The following is a 17,833-nucleotide window of genomic DNA, read 5'->3' on the forward strand; positions in this document are numbered from 1 at the left end:
TAAGTAAGAGAGGCGGGCGAAAAGCTCGCCTTTTTCTTTACCTATCTTTTTACTTTGATTGTTACTTTGATTGAAAGTTAAGCTCATTTGAACCATAATAACTGGACCATATGAACCATAGGAGCTTGATATGGCAACTGCAGCATTAAAAAGCTTCAAACCGAAACAACCTCATAAAGCCAATTTCTGGTTTATGTTGGGTATTGAAGACGCTGAAACAGGTCGCACTGATGCGGTTCACAAAGGCTTTGAGCCAAAGGTGTATCGCAATATTGTTGAGCGTGTGAAGCTTTCTCAGAGTGAGTTTCAAAACGTCACATTGATACCTGTTAGCACGATCAAGCGTCGTCTAAAAAACGATGAGCGCTTCAATACGCAAGAAAGTGATGCAATCTATCGATTAGCGATGTTATTGAAACTCGCGACAGAACTGTTTGACGACGAAGAGCGCGCGTTAAAATGGATGAGAGAGAATGTGTATGGCTTAGGTGGAAAACGTCCACTTGATATGGTCTCGACCACGGTGGATTTTGAAATCGTAAAAGATTTGATCGGCCGTTTAGAGCACGGGGTATTCTCGTAATATGAAGCTCTATCGTCTCACACAAAAGAAATTTGCTGACACGCCATTCAGCCCCGTTGGCGCAAAGTTATTTGGAGGGCGATGGAACTCAAAAGGAACCGAAGCCCTCTACTTCTCTGAATCGGAATCCCTTTGCTCGTTGGAAGTGTTTGTGCACGTAAACAACGATCCTGCTATCACCAAACTTTACGATTTATATCGTATTGAAATGCCAGAATACCTCATCGCCACCTTAGATGAAGAAGATCTCCCTGTGACGTGGCGAGCAATACCGGCGAGCGAGTCTACGCAGTACATTGGTGATCAGTTTCTCAATGATCCTCATCCAGAGTTTGCCGCGCTGCAAGTGCCTTCAACGATTTCACCTCGTGATAAAAACTACGTGGTTAATCCAAATCATCCCAAAATAAAAGAGATCATCAAGAAAGCCGAAAAGCTCGATTTCGCGTTTGATCCGCGCATTTTCAAATAGACGTGCTGGTTTTGTCTTGCTTTAAAGCATTCAGCGCTTACCTGAGATAAGCGCTGAAGCATAAAAGTTTATTTCCTTGGTTATTGTCGGTCGTAAGTGAACTGTTGCTCTTCATTTGTAGTGTTGAGGTAATGCCCAAGCACCAACTCAGCACCTTTGTAAGATAAATGGCTGTCATCCGTATACATCGCATTGTTTGTACCAACTTTCATTCGACATACGCCACTTCTGCAAATGGCATCGGTCAAGTCGACAAACTCAACGTGCTCAAATTGCTCAAAGTAGTTCACTAACTTCGCCACGTTTCGAGGGTGATGTTGTTTGGGAGAAAAGTCGCAGGCAGACTCTTCTGTCTCGCCAAACAAACGCGCTTTCCAAAGGCATTCTCCTACCGCAAACGGTGCAGAAGGGGTTGGACCAAAAACGACCACTTCCTTTCCTTTCAGTTCATTCAATAATTTGGTTAATGATGCTTCATAATCGGCTTGTGAAAGCTCTTTATTGAAATTAGAAGAGATAACAACGCGACGAATGGAAGGGGTACTTAGAATGGTATCGACAGCCTCATTAAAGAACTGTCGGCAAGGAACTGAGCCAGCGCCTTTGATGGTGTCGACATAACCGACCGCACAGGAATCTTGAGTAAGTTGTACCACGCCAGTTGGTGTTACTTCGGATAGACGCTTCACGTAAACCATGCTGTGACTATTGCCTAACACAGCGATGGCGGGCTGCGGCGCAGACGAGCACACATCGTTAACGTTGGTGTTGCCGTTGCAATCTAAACCATAACCGTTGTTAACGCGCATGGCCTCGAAAAATACGCTTCTTTCTGGAAAACCACCGTTTTGATGACCGATAACGCCGAACGTTAGCAAGGGCAACGTCAACAACACAATAACCGCGGACACAGTGCGCATGCTCATGGCTTTTCGGCTACGGAACGGCTTTTCAATAAAGCGCCAAGTGAAGTAAGACAGTACAAAAAGAGCGATAACGTAAAGCGGGATATTGACGTCTTGTGTTGCGTCCAACACGTAGCGGTAAAAGACAAATAATGGAATGTGCCACAAGTATAAGCTGTAGCTGATTAAGCCGACGAACACGACCCACTTTAGGCTCAGTAATCTACCGCAGACATTGTCTTTAGAGGCAAACAAAATCACCAACGCGCTACCGATGACCGGCACCAGCAGCGTAATGCCCGCGCCATCTTGCGATTTTTCAAACAAAAGCGCGGAAGCCAATATCAAAACGATGCCAATGGTTGCTAGAGTATCGTTAGATTGAACTTGGACTTTTCTCATCACTAATGCGAGTAATGAACCGGTTGCCAGTTCCCAAGCACGAGAGAAGATCATGTAAAAAGCGAAATCAGGATCGTTGCTCGCGTAGACAATAGTCATCAAACTCAGCGCAAATACCGTGATAAAAAAAGTCAGGTAAAACGCGTTTTTGCCACGAGCGAGTAGCATGAGTAGCAAAGGAATGACAATGTAGTATTGTTCTTCAACGCCCAAGCTCCAAGTGTGAAACAGCGGGTTGGCTTGATCTTCTAAACCGAAGTAATTGTGGCCTTTTAAATACAGAAGAATGTTGGATGCGGAAAGAATGGAAGACACTGCAAATTGACCAACGTCTTTGTGTGCTTGCGGCAAAAATAGCCACCAAGACATCAAATAGCTGACGGCGATCACCACTAGTAAGAGGGGGAGTATGCGACGAATGCGTCGCTCATAAAAATCACCAAGGCTGAACTTCTGGTTTTCTAAGTCGTTAATCACGATGATAGTGATCAAATAGCCGCTGATCACAAAGAACACGTCGACGCCAATAAAGCCACCAGCGAATTGCTCAACTCCTGCATGAAACAAAATCACCAACGTGACAGCAATCGCCCTTAATCCGTCTACTTCTGCTCTGTAAGTCATATCGTGTTGCTCCAACATTCCGTTTAATGAAGTAGAGCAAAATATGAACCAGAAGTAATGTTTATTTAAATCAGTGCCTTAAAGTGATTGTCAAAATGAAAATGCTAGGTGGGTTAACGAATTCCCAAATTGAATTTCAATATGGAAAACCCATAAAGAATGATCTTAAGAAGCGCTAAATCAAAGAACGTAAAGCGCGAGGCACTTAGACTCCATTGAAAATGATTACGCTAAAGAAACGATGACAGAGAATACGATTCAGGAAAAAATTGCCAGCTTTACTTGTATCGAAGAGGCTTTGAATTACTTCGACATCGAGTTTGATAGCCGATTTATCGAAAACAATCGAACCGAGTTGGTTAAGAGGTTTCACGGCTACTTAATCCTCACTAAACCGGATGATTGGTTTTCAGGTCGTCGTGCTTTAAAGAATGCTTACTGTAAAGTACAACGCAGTTTGCTCAGTAAAAAGACGCGCTCTGCGTGTCGAGGTTGTACATCTTGTCAAAGACGTTAATTCTGATGGCTTGCCTAAAAAGAACCCTGCATCTTGGCGTTACAGGGGGAAGAGCAAGGTTCTTTTGGTTTCGCTATTGGTTTGTCGCGAGTTGCGAATCAGCTTTACGTAGATGAATTAACCCGCGTGGTACGCAGGGTAGTCCACTAAGCCTTTTTCACCGCCGCCGAACAATGTGGCAGGGTCATGTTCTGCCAGTGGATAGCCATGCTTGATGCGGCTTGGTAAGTCGGGGTTTGCAACAAACGGACGGCCAAAGCCAATCATGTCAGCTAAACCACTTTCGATCGCGTGTTGCGCCTTTTCATCGTTGTAACGACCGGCATAAATCAGTGTACCTTTGTACGCCTCACGAACTGCGGTTTTAAAGTTGTGCGGAGTGTCTGGCGCGTCGTCCCAATCCACTTCTGCAATGTGAATGTAAACCACATTGAGTTTATCAAGCAGCGCTGCAGCGGCGGTGTAGGTTTCGACTGGCGTACTATCAACGGTGCCATTTAACGAAGTGAATGGTGCAAGACGAACACCAACGCGCTCAGCGCCAATAGCTTGCGTCATCGCTTCTATCACTTCACCAAGAAAACGCAGACGGTTTTCAATAGAGCCACCGTATTCATCGGTGCGGTTATTCGCTTCAGAATCGATAAACTGGTTAACCAAGTAGCCATTCGCTGCATGAAGCTCGATACCATCGAATCCGGCTTCCATCGCGTTTAGTGCGGCTTGGCGGTACTCTTCAATAACGTTCTTGATGTCTTGTTTGGTCATTTCACGTGGCACAACCACGTCGACAAAACCCGGTTCGTCTGTGCCGTTATCGACAAATACTTTCACGTTTTCTGCTTTTAGCGCAGAAGAAGAAATAGGTTGCTCACCGCCAATGTTATCAGGGTGAGTCACACGACCAACGTGCCATAATTGCGCGAAGATAACGCCGCCTTTCTCGTGCACTGCAGCAGTTACTTTTTTCCAGCCAGCAATTTGCTCTGGGCTGTAAATGCCTGGTGTCCATGCATAGCCTTGACCCATTGGCGAAATTTGTGTGCCTTCAGCAACGATTAGGCCCGCTTCAGCACGTTGAGCATAGTAGGTCGCCATCATGTCGTTAGCGATATTACCTGGTTGAGAAGCACGAGAGCGCGTCATCGGAGGCATAACGATACGGTTTTTTAATGAGAGAGAGCCAAGTTGAATGGGTTGAAATAATGCGTCTGTCATAGGAAACCTCGTTATTTTTGAGTTTGGATGAGTTCGATTTGGTAACCATCGGGATCTTTAATGAACGCGATGTGAGTTTCTCCGCCTTTCATTGGACCTGGCTCGCGAGTAACGTTGCCACCAAGCGCTTTAATTTTTTCGCAAGCGGCGTAAATATCTTCAGACCCCAGTGCCATGTGTCCGAATGCGTTACCCAAGTCGTAACTGTCGGTATCCCAGTTATAAGTTAGCTCGATGGTCGCGCCATCTGGTTGATCAGGGTTACCAACAAACACCAGTGAGTAACGGTATTCTTGGTTTTCAAAACGATCCAAAACACTCATTCCCAGAACTTTTGTATAAAATTCGATAGATTTGTCTAGGTCAGCTACACGGATCATCGTGTGGAGAAACTTCATAAGTCGCCTTTTCATAACGTTGCGTAATCACTATGCAAACCATATCGTCACTCTAAATAAACTGGAAATTATCGTTAATTATTAAAATGATTATTTAGTGTTATGAAAAGCGAGGTTGCTGGCCCTGCAACATGCAAACAAAGATTACTCGCCGTTTCTTTTTAATTATTGGCATATGCTAATTACTCTTTTGAGAAACCGAGTAACTATCATGTCCACAAACAGCTACTGTCATTACACTCACGAGTCTCATCATCAATGTGCGGTTTGTTCTTCAATTAATGTGAATCCGAACTCTTTGGCCGTGAACTACCAATACCTAGCCGATGGCTCTGTTGTCGGAGAGTTTCACGTTTTACCGCGTCATCAAGGTTACACAGACCTGTTGCATGGTGGTATTGCCAGTTCGCTTCTCGATGGTGCAATGACGCATTGTTTGTTATCTAGAGACATTCAAGCCCTTACGGCGCAGTTGGATGTGCGCTACCATGCACCTATTCAGTTAGATGATCGAGTCACGATTACTGCACACTGTGAAGGTGAACGACGCGGTATATATCAACTGGTGGCTCAATTGCGGGTCGAAAGCGAAGTTAGAGTGACGGCTAAAGGGAAGTTTATTCGTCCTAAAAAGGCATAAATAAAAACGTGTTCTACGGAGAGGCAATGAAGAAATTTGATGAGCTGTATGCAATTGCGACGAGAAAATCTCAATATGACCAAACCAATACTTGGTTTAAAGGCGTAGAGACTTATCTGGAGGCCATTGGCAAAGAAGTTGATGAAGTCCGCGAAGAGATTCGCGAGGATCGCCTATGTCATTTGGAAGACGAGTTAGGCGATGTGTTGTGGAACTACCTTAACGTATTAAAAGCGCTGGAAAGAGAAAAGGGTATAGATCCTGAGAAAGTACTCGAAAGAGCCTGCACTAAATACGAGCAGCGTGTATCTGCGATTGAATCGGGACGCAGTTGGGATGAGATAAAACAGCAGCAGAAACAAGCCTTGAACGCGGAACATGAAGCCGCGCAGTTAGAAGATGTAAAGAGCCAATAACTGCGCTTGGTATTGAAAGGATAGGTTAATAGGGAATACCTAGTCAGCCCTTGGAGCTGTTGACCAACAGTAGGTCACAAGGTGGTTGATCAAGTAACGTGTCTACAGTGCTGCCAGACCAAAATTGAGATGACATGCTTCGTTTACATGCCCCCATAATCAAAATCGCTGCTTGTGATTGCTTAACTGCTTTTGGTAACGCCGTTTCAGGGTTTCCTTCTGGCAGCAGTAGTGGTACTCGAGTTAACCTTTGCGCACTAATAAAATCTGTAATGCCTGCTTTTTGGTTGCTTAATATCTCTGCACGATAGCGAGAGAGGTATGGCGCGACGTATCGGCAGTAAACGAGCGTCATTTTCCCGCTTAAGGTTTGTTCTAATTTTGAGCCTCGCGAGACGATGGCTTTATCTACTATCGACTTTTCATCCCCTCGATGAAGTGGGTCGATTGCACAAAGCATGTTGGCGTGAGAAGGCCATGAACGCTCACTCAGTAGCAACAAGTCGCAATCTTGTTGTGCTAGTTCTGTGAGCATCGTTTGAATCTCGTGTTTGTTAAAGTGTCCCACGAGCAGTAAGTCAGTGTGGTCAACAAGTCGTTTCGCAACTTGCTCAACCCAATGACTCCCTTTGAAATGCTCGTAAGAGAGCGTTGGCGTTTCAAGCTCTTCTTCTTCACAAAGTTCGACAATTAATGCGTTGAACTTTAAGGTCCAAGCTTCAAACTCAGCTTGTCTTTTTTCTATATGGTCAGAGTTGAAACTGAGAAAATGAGCGAATGCGTGATCTTCACTTCGGCGATGGTCTTCCACTAAAACCACAATAGGCTGAGCCAACGCTGTCGAAAATTGAATCACTTTACGAAGCACCTTACGACTTGGTAAGGCGGCCTGCTGAGTCAGAAAAAATACAGGTGCCATTGATTACTCCATTATCAAACAAGGCGAATGAGCCTGACACACATTCAAGTCTATACCATGAACTGATGCAGAGGCGTTTTGTTTCTGCGAGCGAAATATAAATTCCGCAATTAAGTCAACTATCGCCTAGAATTTTAACATCAAGAATTCATGCCTTCGGATAGCACATATCGTCAATGCGGCGAATGTGGTAGTGAAAGCTATAGGTAAAAGTAATGATAGATTCCAACCAATTGCAAATTAACCGCAAAGTGCCACATTTGCTTGCTGAGATCATTAAAGCGATAGAATCGACCGAAGACTTGAGCTTTTTGAAAGACTATCAAGAAGCACAGATTGCGAACATTTTGGAATCGGTCAACATTGCTTACCGTAAGCGTGTCATAGAAGCAGTGCCGCCAGAGAAGTACTGGACGGTATTAAATTTGCTGCGATACGACACCGCCAAGCACATTCATCAATCACTCAACAAAGAGCTGCAACATGAACGCTTAGCGTACATCACGGATTCGGAACTGATCATCTTTGCAGACTTTCTACCGACCGAGTTTGTGGATGAGTACCTTATCGACCAAAGTGAAGAGTCGGTCGCGCATATCCAACAAGCATTGTCGTATGAAGACAACAAAGTTGGACGTTATGCCGAGCCTCACTTTCTGGTCGCAAACCCTAAAAACAGCGTAGGAGGCATCAAAACCGAGCTGCTAAAACGCGGGCAAAGTCCTGTGCGGTTGATTATTGTGCGTGATGCAAGTGGTGTGATTGGTACGATAGAGCCGCATACCCTGTTGCTGCACGAAAATCATATCAAACTTACCGACTTGACCGTAGTTACGCCAATTCTAGAAGATATTCAAACGATTCAAAGCGTCAGCAAACAAGTCTCGATTGATGGTGGAGCACATTGGTTTCCTATCATGGCTGGTGGCAAAATTATGGGCGTCTTGTCGATGGCGACCATTGCGATTACGTTGCGCGAACTCAGCCTACAAGCTGTAGTGGCAGAAAACGTACGAAGCGAAGAAGATTTGTTCACACCATTAAGCGTGGCGACAAGGCTAAGAGCACTTTGGTTGGTGATTAACTTGCTGACCGCTTTCGTAGCCTCCGCCATCATTGGGCTTTTTGATAATGTGGTCGAGCAAGTCGTTGCGCTTGCGATCTTAATGCCCGTTGTGGCGAGTATGGGCGGCATCGCGGGTAGCCAAACCTTAGCGGTGGCCATTCGAGGTATCGCACTAAACCACTTGCACCAAAGTAACTTGAAGCTATTGGTGAATAAGGAATTAAAAATCGCCACCATTAATGGTTTAATTATGGGATTGGTGATCGCGGGTGTCGTTTACATGGTGTTTGACTCTTTGCCATTGGCGCTTATTATTTGCTGTGCCATTTTCCTCAATAGTTTGGCGGCCGCGGCATCGGGTACGTTGATACCATTCACGTTGAAAAAGTTTAACATTGACCCCGCCGTGGCTGGCTCGGTAGTATTGACGACCGTTACCGATGTCGTTGGTTTCTTTGCGTTCTTAGGCTTAGGTGCCATTTTCTTGATATAAATATCCAATTGACGCGTTAACTAGCAGAACCAATCGCACCATTTCCCAACCCAGTATTTTGGGCGAGCTTGCTTCACTCAGCATTCCTCCGTTTTCCATAACCGATGAACACGTCGTTTCGGTTCTTACTTTGTATATCTCTTCACTGCCCAGTTCTATTCCCCAAATTTCCCACTACCGATCTCGCTTAACGCTGGCGTGCCAAATGCCAATTTCAAACGCCAGATGATGCCCATTTTCTTGGCTGTACACGCATTACTTCACTCAAACAAAAAATAAGGAAACAATTTTGAATAAACTCATCGTATTCACTGGTGGTCCCGGTGCAGGGAAAACTTCGGTAATCGAACAGCTAAAAACACAAGGCTTTATCTGCGCGCCAGAAACCGGTCGTCACGTGATACAAACGCAGGTTGCCAATCACGGTTCAGCATTACCTTGGAATGACAAACAAGCTTTTCGAGACGAAATTATGAAGGCAGAAGTGAGCAATTACCGAGCTTTCAATGTCCACCAAGGGAATGTGTTTTTTGATCGCAGTATTGTGGACGTATATGGCTACAGTAAGTTGGAACAACTGCCAATCTCGCATGAGCTCATCACGCATTGCCAGACGCTTCGTTATCATTCTCAAGTGTTCATTTTTCCACCTTGGGCATCGATATTCAGCAATGACGAAGAGCGAAAGCAAGATTTTTCTGAAGCGGTGGCTACGTATCAACAGATGGTCAACGCTTATCACAAATTTGGTTATCAATTGATCGAAGTGCCCAAAATGTCAGTCGAAGACAGAGTAGCGTTTATTCTCGGCTCAGTCATCGAACAAGGCTGAAAGATGATTGATGCAAACAAATGCGTAAGGCGATTGTGAGCACGACAACAATATGCGTAAAGGGAGTTATTTATACTGGATAAAATTCAATAACTTAATTGAGTGTTATGTCTTTTAAATATCTTACCTTATTGCTCGCAACGACGAGCATGAGCAGCTTTGCTGATGTAGGCTTGCCTTCGGGGGATGATTGGTTAAACCATGTGACGAATGGCCTAGCCCCATATTGGATGATGGAAAGCGCGCATGGACAACCTGCGGGGAATTTTCCGACTTTTCGTTGTGATAACGGTGTCATTCTCGACCCACAAAAGCCGTGTGAAGAATTAAACAAAGGGTGGATTAGCCCGCACTTCGATCGCGAATACACCCGCATGAAATCGCGCCAAACTTACGCTTATGGCGTGCTTTTTCATCTTACGGGTGACAAGCAAGCATTAGAGCTGGCAAAGAAAGGGGCTTATTACCTGATTGATCATCTACAAGATGAGAAAAACGGCGGCTTCGTGAGCTTTACGCGTAGTGGAAAACCGGGGATGGAGTGGCAACAGCGAACTTCTCAAGACCAAGCTTACGCTTTGGTGGGCTTGGCGATGTACTACTACTTGACGCAAGATCCAAAGGTTGAACAAGCGCTTATCGACCAGCAAGCGTTTATATTTAAACAATACCGACGAAGCGATGATCGCGGTCTGGCGTGGGTTTTGAAAGATGGTGATGGGGAAAGTGAGAAGCAGCAAGAGTTAGTCGCTCAACTTGACCAAATTAATGGCTACCTGTTGTTAACGGCGCCACTTTTACCACCGCCAGCGCAAGCCAAGTGGAAACAAGATCTGCAATGGCTGACGCAAGTGATGCTGGATAACTACCACTCCGACAAAGAGCGGCGTTTTTATGGCGCGATACACCACAAAGCGGTAATGATGCCAGATGCGAAACACAATGATTTTGGACACACCATCAAAGCGTATTGGATGACGTATCTCACTGGTCAGTTGTTGGAGAATTCCAATTGGACAGAGTTTGGCTTCAAAGGAATGAAACATACACTTAAACAAGCGCAATACCAGCAAAACTTTGAGCAAGTCAAAGCGCTCTTCTCACCAGAATGGCAGAGTAAATGGACACAAGAGAGCATTCCTGCTTGGCAATCAAGACCATACAAGCACTATAGCTCGTCTTGGGAATGGGCAGAGCTCGATCAAGCGGCAATGACAGTTTCCCTTGTTGATGGTTCGATGAAAGAAACGCTTCAATACACGTTACCCACTTTTATGGACGTGTGGGTGGATCATCAGTACGGAGGTGTTGGTCTGAATCCTAAATCAACCAAAGCGTTCCATTGGGGAAATGGTTACCACCAGTTTGAACATGCGTTGGTCGGGTATTTGTACGCGCAACAAATGGCAAAACAGCCCGCCAAGCTTTACTACGCGCGACTAGCCGAGAGTAAAATGCCACTTAATCCATATTACTTTAGCGCAGACGTAAAATCGTTGTCGTCACAAAGTGATGGAGTCACCATCGCGACATTCACCAATATTCGACCTTAGGTTGGTCGATGGTGATGTGTTGGTTAAAGTCCGCGTAAAAGCCAATAAAATCCTCCGACAGCAAGTGCGACTATTAGCTATCTAGGTCTGTCACTAGATAAGCTTCAAGCAATAATGGTGTAGGTAATGCCCACGGGGCGCTTACAAAAAGCCGTCAGAACCAACTGGTTTTGACGGCTTTTTATTCTATGACAGGTAGAGGATTCAATTTTCAGCGCGATAGGTCCATGAAAACTTAAGTGAGATTCCAATCACGTCGCATAATCTCACTAGTGTCATTGGAAATAAATGAATTGTTTCTGATACATAGAACGTATTAACATGGTTGCACTAGGCCCATATGAGTAAACTTATTGAATATACAATTTGAGAGAGAGGGTTTAGTTTTAAAAAATAACAGTTAGTTGGAATCTAGGTTAAATGAAAATAAAACTATTTAAAAAGCTACAAGTTGTATTTCTTGTGGTGTTGTTTCTCTAGGTTGTCCAAGCGGAAGCATGATCTAAAACGCTTATTTTATTCAAATAAATGGAAAGAAATGAAAGTGGAATTAAAAAATAACTATTCAGAATCAGAAATAAACCAGCCACCATCGGTACTTCTTGTTACGTCTCTGTTGTGTCTGGCGTCCGTTTGTTGGGCTGCATTGCTGTTGGCCATTGAATATATTGTTGGGATAGAAATGAGTGGTACAGGCTTTCTTAGCACGTTAATCCCAGCCATGAGTGTTGGTTATTACTTCGGCTACAAGACTGGAGATGTAATGCCATCAAAAACAAGATGGTATGCTGTTTTACTGTGGACTTTAGCAAGTTTGGTAGTGTTCTCTCTTATCTTAATGTCGTTAGATATTTCTCCGTTTTATTTATTATCTGAGCTCGGTGGGGTAAGTATTTTTATTGCTATCATAATGCTAATAACGATTGGCATCGCCTACTTAATTTTAAAAAGTGGTGAGAAAATGGCGATTAGAGTATTACTCAAAGCCAAGGAAAGTCAGTAGATAAAATACAACAAACGATTCAATTAGGATCATGACAAGACGCCAGCCATAATGTGCTGGCGTTTTAGTTTCCTGTTTGTAGGATTTTTTGTCTAAAAGGCAAACCCATTTATTGTGTTGTCGTTTGAGTTAATGGTTTATGCCTTGTGCGCAAGATAGCTTAGCAGGTTTATGTATCGAGAAACGTGTGTATAATTCGCCACGAATTACGATTTATAGATATGAAAGGTAAGTATGGCAGTCCTCGAAATTCTCTCCATTCCAGACCCAAGGCTTAAAGTAAAAGCAGAAAAAGTCACTGATGTATCGACAATACAAACGTTGATCGACGATATGCTAGAAACACTTTACGCAACGGGCAATGGTATCGGTTTAGCTTCAACCCAAGTGGGCAGAAAAGAGGCGGTTGTTGTCATCGATATCTCTGACGAACGCAATGATCCTTTAATCTTAGTCAATCCAGAAGTGGTGAGCGGAGAAAACAAAGCACTTGGTCAAGAGGGATGCCTCTCTGTTCCTGAGTACTACGCAGATGTAGAGCGTTACACGTCAGTTGTTGTTTCTGCACTAGACCGTGATGGCAACCCGATTACAATCGAGAGCGATGAGTTCTTGGCGATTGTGATGCAGCACGAAATTGATCACCTATCTGGTAACTTGTTCATTGATTACCTTTCACCGCTGAAGCAAAAAATGGCGATGAAAAAAGTGAAGAAGTACGTAAAAGCGAAAGCTAAGTAATATGAGAGGAAGTAACCCTCCATGTCGAGTTACTTCCTTTTAAATCAAGAATAGGAAGGTAGTGAGAGTGGTTTATCTCTGTTTTTGGGGGACATAACGCTTTACGACCTTCATAAGCTTCTGAAATGAAGAACAGTCCATATGTGACTCATGAGGGCAGGTGGCAACATGGTTTAGGCTGTCTCGCACCGCTTTCAAACGTTTTATTTGCTCATCAATCTCAAGTGCCTTTTTCGTTAGTAAGTCACGATCGATATATGGCTTTGAAACTTCTGATTGATTCAACATTTCTGCCATTTCGTTAAGCGATATTCCAGCGATACGCCCCAAACTAATTAAATTGAGTGTATTGAGTACCTCTGGTGAATATTGGCGTCTCAATCCATTCCTTCCTATCGAGCGAATTAACCCCAGCTGTTCGTAGTACCTGAGCGTTGAAGTCGGCAATCCTGATTTTCTAACCACTTCTGCAATATCCATATTATTCCCCATTGACTTCAAGTTGGCTTTAAGTTGTAGCATGCAACTAAGACCTTAACAAATCAAAAACTTGAGGAGAGAAAAATGCTGCTTTTAATGGGATTGCAAGCGGTGCTAATAGGGATTGGTGCCACTTTGATAATGGATTTATGGGCATGGTTACAAAGGAGAGTGTTTGGTATTCCTTCATTAAACTATGCGTTGGTTGCGCGCTGGGTTTTGTACATGCCCCAAGGAAAGTTTATGCATGCGCCAATTATGGCGTCAGAGGCGATGCCGGGAGAAAAGTCACTGGGCTGGTTTTTTCATTATGCCATCGGCGTTACTTTCGCTTTGGCTCACGTTACTGTTTTTGGTCATCATTGGTTGGTAGAGCCCAGTCTAATGCCCAGCTTAATTACAGGCGTGGTAACGTTGATCTTCCCATTTTTGGTCATTCAACCTTGTCTAGGATTTGGTTTTGCTGCGAGTAAAACCCCAACACCTTGGAAAGCGCGTTTTCTTAGCACATTGGCGCATTTGGGTTATGGTTTGGGTTTATTCATAGCCGGGTTTGCAATCAAAGTTACGAGCCAGTATTTTGCATAGAGAACATGAGCATCATGCAAACGAGTGGTTTTTATCTATGATGCTCAACTCTTGGTTGTTTTTTGCGCTTTGATCATAGTTGACCGATATGTCTAAAGTCTGTTGCATTTATCCAAGACGTAAAGTCGGCGGACATTTAACATTGCCTTAACGTCAGAATGGCAAGCGGTTTACCAAGAAAAACTAAAATTATTTGGTTTGACATAAAGAATATTAGGGGTTTCAGATGGCTTCAAAAGTGGCAGGGATATCAATACTGAGTTTATTGGCAGCGCCAGTTGCGATGGGAGAAACAGCCAGTGCTTATGATTTATGTTTGCTAGACAAAATAAAGCAAAGCAAAGGTGAGGAAACCATAAAGAGCATTCGCGGGCAGTGTGAGCTTGACACAGTAACCAGTACAGTGCCCGCTGATCCAGAAATTGAAGAGCCAGAAGAACTTCAGGAAAGCTTGGTCGACAAGCGTTTGGAATCAGAACGAGAAAACGCGTTTGAACCGTTTAGCCTAGTCGCGCATCGCGTTAACTATATTCTTCCGTTTACATACAGTGATCGTGTAAATAAACGCGCGTATGCCGACACCAAATACGGCGATGAACTGCGTAAGGAAGAGGCGGAGTTCCAAATCAGTTTTAAAGTACCAATGAACTATGATGACTTGTTGTTTGATGGCGATGGTCTGTTTTTTGGAATGACTCTTAAATCATTTTGGCAGGTATACACGGGTGCAGCATCTCGTCCATTCCGTGAAACCAATTATCGTCCAGAGCTTTTTTACTACACCCCAACAGACTGGAAACCACTTGATGGTTCGACTTGGTTAGGTTTTGGTATTGAACATGAGTCTAACGGTCAGAGACAGGAGCTATCGCGCAGTTGGAACCGTGTCTATGCCAACGTAACCTTTGCAAAAGACAATTTTGCGGTTTCTATCCAGCCTTGGTGGCGTATACCTGAAGATGAAAAGACATCGCCTAATGATCCCAAAGGTGATGATAACCCGGATATCGAAGACTATATGGGACACTTTGAGCTATCGAGTGCTTACAAGTGGAATGGTTACGAGTTTACCTTTTTAGGTCGCCAGAACTTTCAAACACATAAGGGTTTTGCAGAACTGGGTGTGTCATTTCCGATTTGGGGCAAAGTTCAGGGGTACGCACAATACTCAGCGGGTTATGGTAAGAGCTTGATCGACTATGATCATAATCAGCAGCGGATTGGTGTTGGTATTGCAATCAACGGTGTTTTGTAGTTTTTCGTAGATGGATAGAAATTAACACTGGCAATTGAAATTTCAATATTTAGAATGCGAGGCTGAAATTGATTTCTAACCTAGAGTGATTTTATGCTTCGTGATTACACCTTCGATTGTCTTGTAACTATGCCTCGCCATGAGCTGGAAGAGTTTAGTGCTCGTATGATCAGTAAAATGGTGCCAGAAGACGTGATGAATGAGCTGTTCACTTTTGATCAAGAAGAAGTGGATAGTGAAGACCGCATGTTGTCTGCACGTCTTGATGCAATGCTACGCATGACAGCAATCGCACTGAGTGAAATTCAACAAGCGTTTGATGACTCAGACAACGCAAAGCAAAATAGCGAGCGAATGACGCGATTGGTGCTTTGGCATTTCTACGCGATCTCATTCCGTTTGGAAGAGGCCATCACGCTAGAAACACACTGTGCTCTAGTGGAAAAACTAATCGAAAATGCACCTTCGGATGTTTTTGCGTGGGTAAAAACATTGACGGAGCTGCTGCACACTTACGCTGAAATCAACGCGAAAGAGAATCCTCAAGACTAAACACCTGTCGTTTATCGTTCAGTAAATTAGAAACAAGGCGAGCCATTGGGTTCGCCTTGTTTTTTTGCGTCAGATAAACCTTCGGGTTTGAAATACCAAACAAGCCTAGACTCAGATTTGTTCGTTCACTAGCGAACGGCGTGATTCCTTCTTACACTAAATCAAGGTGTTTGTTGCTAAACAAGCAAATGCATGACTAAGTCGTGTATTGTTTTCCACTTAAATGCGGATAATTTATGTCGAAGAACCTTCTGGTTTTTAAATTGGAATCGACTATTGAGCGTGTACGCTTTCCAGCTGAGCTTCATCTATCTAAAGGAAGTGAACGATGGATCCGTTAACGCAAGGTTTATTGGGTGCAGCTTTGCCACTGGCGGTGAGCAACAAGCGAAACCTTGCAGTTGTTGGCGTGTTGGGCGTGGTCTCTGGGATGGCTCCGGATTTAGATGTGCTAATCCGTTCTTCAACTGATCCTTTGCTGTATTTGGAATACCATCGCCAATTTACTCACTCGCTCTTGTTTATCCCGTTTGGTAGTTTCATTTGTGCTTTGTTGTTGTATCCATTGTTCGCAAAAAAGCGAGGACTAAGCTTCCGGCAGAGTTGGTTTTACTGCGCGCTTGGTTATAGTACCCATGCGTTATTAGACGCATGCACCAGTTATGGAACACAGCTTCTATGGCCGATAAGCAACACGCGTTATGCTTGGAACACTATTTCGGTAATCGACCCCGCGTTCACACTCCCTATTTTAATATTGCTTTTGTTTGTTGCACTGAAGCGAAGCCCAAACTATGCCCGCATTGCATTTTTGTGGTGCCTGGCTTACCTAAGTCTTGGAACGATACAACGAGATAGAGCAGAAGTAGCTGGTTGGGAAATCGTCAAAGAGCGACAACACAACGCTATACAATTAAAAGCCAAACCAAGTTTCAGCAATCTTTTGGTTTGGAAACTAATTTATGAAACGGAAGAGAGCTACTATGTAGATGCCGTAAGGGTGGGGCGTTCAATAAAAATTTACCCTGGCGAATCAACTCCAAAGTTAAATATAAAAGAGCAATTTCCGTGGCTAAACCCGCAATCGCAACAAGCAAGAGACATCGAACGTTTCCGTTGGTTTTCAAATGGTTTTGTAGCGACGGATCCGAATAATGAAATGCGAATTGTTGATATGCGTTATTCCATCGTACCAAACCAAATTAATGCGTTATGGGGAATCAATCTATCCCCAAAAGCCAGCGCAGACGCGCACGTTGAATACACTGCTCATCGAGGAAGTACTGCAGAAGATCGCCAAGTTTTTTTCAACATGCTTACGGATTTTGAGTGATGGTTTTACTTTGGATGTCGATGCGGTTTCGTAATAACTATTACGCAGACTGAAAGTCCTTTACTAGGGTCGGCTTGCTAGCGAAGAAAATCTTGCCAAACAGGGACTTGTACTTCCAGCCAAGAGACAAAAGCCGTTTAGCTAAGTTCTTGTTTTCAATGATTGCAACCTCAACACCTTGGTAGTGGTAAGGATTGCTTTTGATGTAGTCGATAAATGCAGTAAGCACGCCTTGCCCGCGAACGGAGGGTGCAAAGTTGACTGCTACAATAGAAAAGCGTTGGCTACCTGCTGGGCAACGGACTAAACAGTTCCCAAGAGGATGAGTAATAGTCTCAGAAAATTCAGGAAAAGGGCGAGACTCAAGCTCTTGAGAAAGCGCATCGTATCGCTGACATAGATAAGAAAATAGTTGTTTCGCTTCGCTGTTCATATCGGTGCCGCTTTTGTGTTGCTTGGTTTAAAGGCATTGATGTCTCAAACATTGTAACCATAGATAGCAACACAAAACGCGGTAAACTTTTTCAGCAATGATTTCCTATTTTTGAAACCTAGATTGTTACAAATGAAGTTGAATGGTTTTTATATGGTAGTTGTGAACGAGTGTTTCTAGTTGAAGGGAGAATACGCTGGTTACTGGATTCTTACTGGAATTCCTTTGTTAAAAGGCGAGCTGCTTGGTTTAATGCCGCTCGTTTAACTGCGAGTGGCATCTTTTGTATTTCGTCACCTTGTACAGCGACGATGGGACATGATGTGGGATCTTCTATCCTAGCTCTTCATGGTCTAAATTATCTCATTAACCACTCAGAGCTAGATTCTTAGTCTCGCCAAGGCTCGCTG

The 17,833-nt window shown here is 43.9% G+C and carries 20 protein-coding genes; 14 read left to right on the plus strand and 6 right to left on the minus strand.

The features are described 5' to 3' along the window. Positions 1-130 precede the first annotated feature (130 nt). Positions 131-583, plus strand: coding sequence for an antitoxin Xre/MbcA/ParS toxin-binding domain-containing protein (locus R8O10_RS03245; RefSeq protein ID WP_017820987.1), 453 nt, complete (start codon positions 131-133; stop codon positions 581-583). A 1-nt stretch (position 584) separates the two neighbouring features. Continuing rightward, the gene (locus R8O10_RS03250) at positions 585-1,055 is read left to right on the plus strand and encodes an RES family NAD+ phosphorylase (RefSeq protein WP_064369281.1); all 471 of its coding nucleotides are present in this window, start codon (positions 585-587) and stop codon (positions 1,053-1,055) included. Positions 1,056-1,135: 80 nt separating this feature from the next. On the opposite strand, the gene R8O10_RS03255 is transcribed toward R8O10_RS03250, so the two are convergent. After that, the gene (locus tag R8O10_RS03255; RefSeq protein ID WP_318191099.1) at positions 1,136-2,986 is read right to left on the minus strand and encodes an acyltransferase family protein; all 1,851 of its coding nucleotides are present in this window, start codon (positions 2,984-2,986) and stop codon (positions 1,136-1,138) included. Between the two features lie 241 nt (positions 2,987-3,227). On the opposite strand from R8O10_RS03255, the gene R8O10_RS03260 reads away from it, so the two are divergent. After that, entirely contained in the window at positions 3,228-3,503 is a 276-nt protein-coding gene (locus R8O10_RS03260) for a nitrogenase-stabilizing/protective protein NifW (RefSeq protein WP_033906505.1), read from the plus strand. 117 nt (positions 3,504-3,620) lie between these two features. Here R8O10_RS03260 and R8O10_RS03265 read toward each other — a convergent pair whose 3' ends face one another. Together R8O10_RS03265 and gloA are read right to left on the minus strand one after the other, a co-directional pair. After that, a complete protein-coding gene (locus tag R8O10_RS03265; protein ID WP_136977151.1) occupies positions 3,621-4,721 on the minus strand; it encodes an alkene reductase in 1,101 nt (366 codons plus the stop codon). Positions 4,722-4,732: 11 nt separating this feature from the next. Next, the gene (gene gloA / locus R8O10_RS03270; protein ID WP_005376490.1) at positions 4,733-5,119 is read right to left on the minus strand and encodes a lactoylglutathione lyase; all 387 of its coding nucleotides are present in this window, start codon (positions 5,117-5,119) and stop codon (positions 4,733-4,735) included. A gap of 211 nt (positions 5,120-5,330) precedes the next feature. On the opposite strand from gloA, the gene R8O10_RS03275 reads away from it, so the two are divergent. Continuing rightward, the gene (locus R8O10_RS03275; protein WP_031781242.1) at positions 5,331-5,759 is read left to right on the plus strand and encodes a PaaI family thioesterase; all 429 of its coding nucleotides are present in this window, start codon (positions 5,331-5,333) and stop codon (positions 5,757-5,759) included. A 26-nt stretch (positions 5,760-5,785) separates the two neighbouring features. Next, positions 5,786-6,175 (plus strand): MazG nucleotide pyrophosphohydrolase domain-containing protein, encoded by a 390-nt coding sequence (locus R8O10_RS03280; RefSeq protein WP_047101463.1) that lies wholly within the window; start codon positions 5,786-5,788, stop codon positions 6,173-6,175. A 43-nt stretch (positions 6,176-6,218) separates the two neighbouring features. Here the strand turns inward: R8O10_RS03280 and R8O10_RS03285 are convergent, their stop codons facing one another. Next, a complete protein-coding gene (locus tag R8O10_RS03285) occupies positions 6,219-7,094 on the minus strand; it encodes a universal stress protein (RefSeq protein WP_047101465.1) in 876 nt (291 codons plus the stop codon). Positions 7,095-7,309: 215 nt separating this feature from the next. Here R8O10_RS03285 and R8O10_RS03290 point away from each other — a divergent pair, with 215 nt between their 5' ends. From R8O10_RS03290 to def, 5 genes are all read left to right on the plus strand, one after another. Beyond that, positions 7,310-8,653, plus strand: coding sequence for a magnesium transporter (locus tag R8O10_RS03290; protein WP_047101467.1), 1,344 nt, complete (start codon positions 7,310-7,312; stop codon positions 8,651-8,653). Positions 8,654-8,942: 289 nt separating this feature from the next. Beyond that, complete coding sequence (locus R8O10_RS03295; RefSeq protein WP_047101468.1) at positions 8,943-9,485, plus strand: AAA family ATPase; 543 nt, start codon at positions 8,943-8,945, stop codon at positions 9,483-9,485. 107 nt (positions 9,486-9,592) lie between these two features. Beyond that, entirely contained in the window at positions 9,593-11,038 is a 1,446-nt protein-coding gene (locus R8O10_RS03300) for an AGE family epimerase/isomerase (RefSeq protein WP_047101469.1), read from the plus strand. Between the two features lie 538 nt (positions 11,039-11,576). Beyond that, positions 11,577-12,041, plus strand: a complete 465-nt coding sequence (locus R8O10_RS03305; protein WP_017635325.1) for an ABZJ_00895 family protein — start codon at positions 11,577-11,579, stop codon at positions 12,039-12,041. Between the two features lie 234 nt (positions 12,042-12,275). After that, positions 12,276-12,782 carry a peptide deformylase gene (gene def / locus R8O10_RS03310; protein ID WP_047101472.1) on the plus strand — a complete coding sequence of 169 codons (507 nt, stop codon included), beginning with the start codon at positions 12,276-12,278 and terminating at the stop codon, positions 12,780-12,782. Positions 12,783-12,854: 72 nt separating this feature from the next. Here the strand turns inward: def and R8O10_RS03315 are convergent, their stop codons facing one another. Then, positions 12,855-13,262, minus strand: a complete 408-nt coding sequence (locus R8O10_RS03315; RefSeq protein ID WP_031778925.1) for a helix-turn-helix domain-containing protein — start codon at positions 13,260-13,262, stop codon at positions 12,855-12,857. An 84-nt stretch (positions 13,263-13,346) separates the two neighbouring features. Between R8O10_RS03315 and R8O10_RS03320 the strand changes: the two genes are divergently transcribed. The 4 genes from R8O10_RS03320 (at position 13,347) to R8O10_RS03335 (ending at position 16,990) form a co-directional block, all read left to right on the plus strand. Then, positions 13,347-13,850, plus strand: coding sequence for a DUF2938 domain-containing protein (locus R8O10_RS03320; protein WP_047101474.1), 504 nt, complete (start codon positions 13,347-13,349; stop codon positions 13,848-13,850). A 226-nt stretch (positions 13,851-14,076) separates the two neighbouring features. Further along, positions 14,077-15,105: a phospholipase A gene (locus tag R8O10_RS03325; RefSeq protein WP_053349142.1), complete on the plus strand. Its 1,029-nt coding sequence runs from the start codon at positions 14,077-14,079 to the stop codon at positions 15,103-15,105. A 93-nt stretch (positions 15,106-15,198) separates the two neighbouring features. Beyond that, the gene (locus R8O10_RS03330; protein WP_005388759.1) at positions 15,199-15,657 is read left to right on the plus strand and encodes a hypothetical protein; all 459 of its coding nucleotides are present in this window, start codon (positions 15,199-15,201) and stop codon (positions 15,655-15,657) included. A gap of 328 nt (positions 15,658-15,985) precedes the next feature. Beyond that, positions 15,986-16,990, plus strand: coding sequence for a metal-dependent hydrolase (locus R8O10_RS03335; RefSeq protein WP_017820976.1), 1,005 nt, complete (start codon positions 15,986-15,988; stop codon positions 16,988-16,990). Between the two features lie 40 nt (positions 16,991-17,030). Here the strand turns inward: R8O10_RS03335 and R8O10_RS03340 are convergent, their stop codons facing one another. After that, on the minus strand, positions 17,031-17,423 hold the full coding sequence (locus R8O10_RS03340) for a hypothetical protein (protein WP_213915778.1): 393 nt from the start codon (positions 17,421-17,423) through the stop codon (positions 17,031-17,033). Positions 17,424-17,833: the final 410 nt, after the last annotated feature.

The organism is Vibrio sp. 1727 (assembly GCF_033344415.1).
GTDB classification, from domain to species: Bacteria; Pseudomonadota; Gammaproteobacteria; order Enterobacterales; family Vibrionaceae; genus Vibrio; species Vibrio alginolyticus.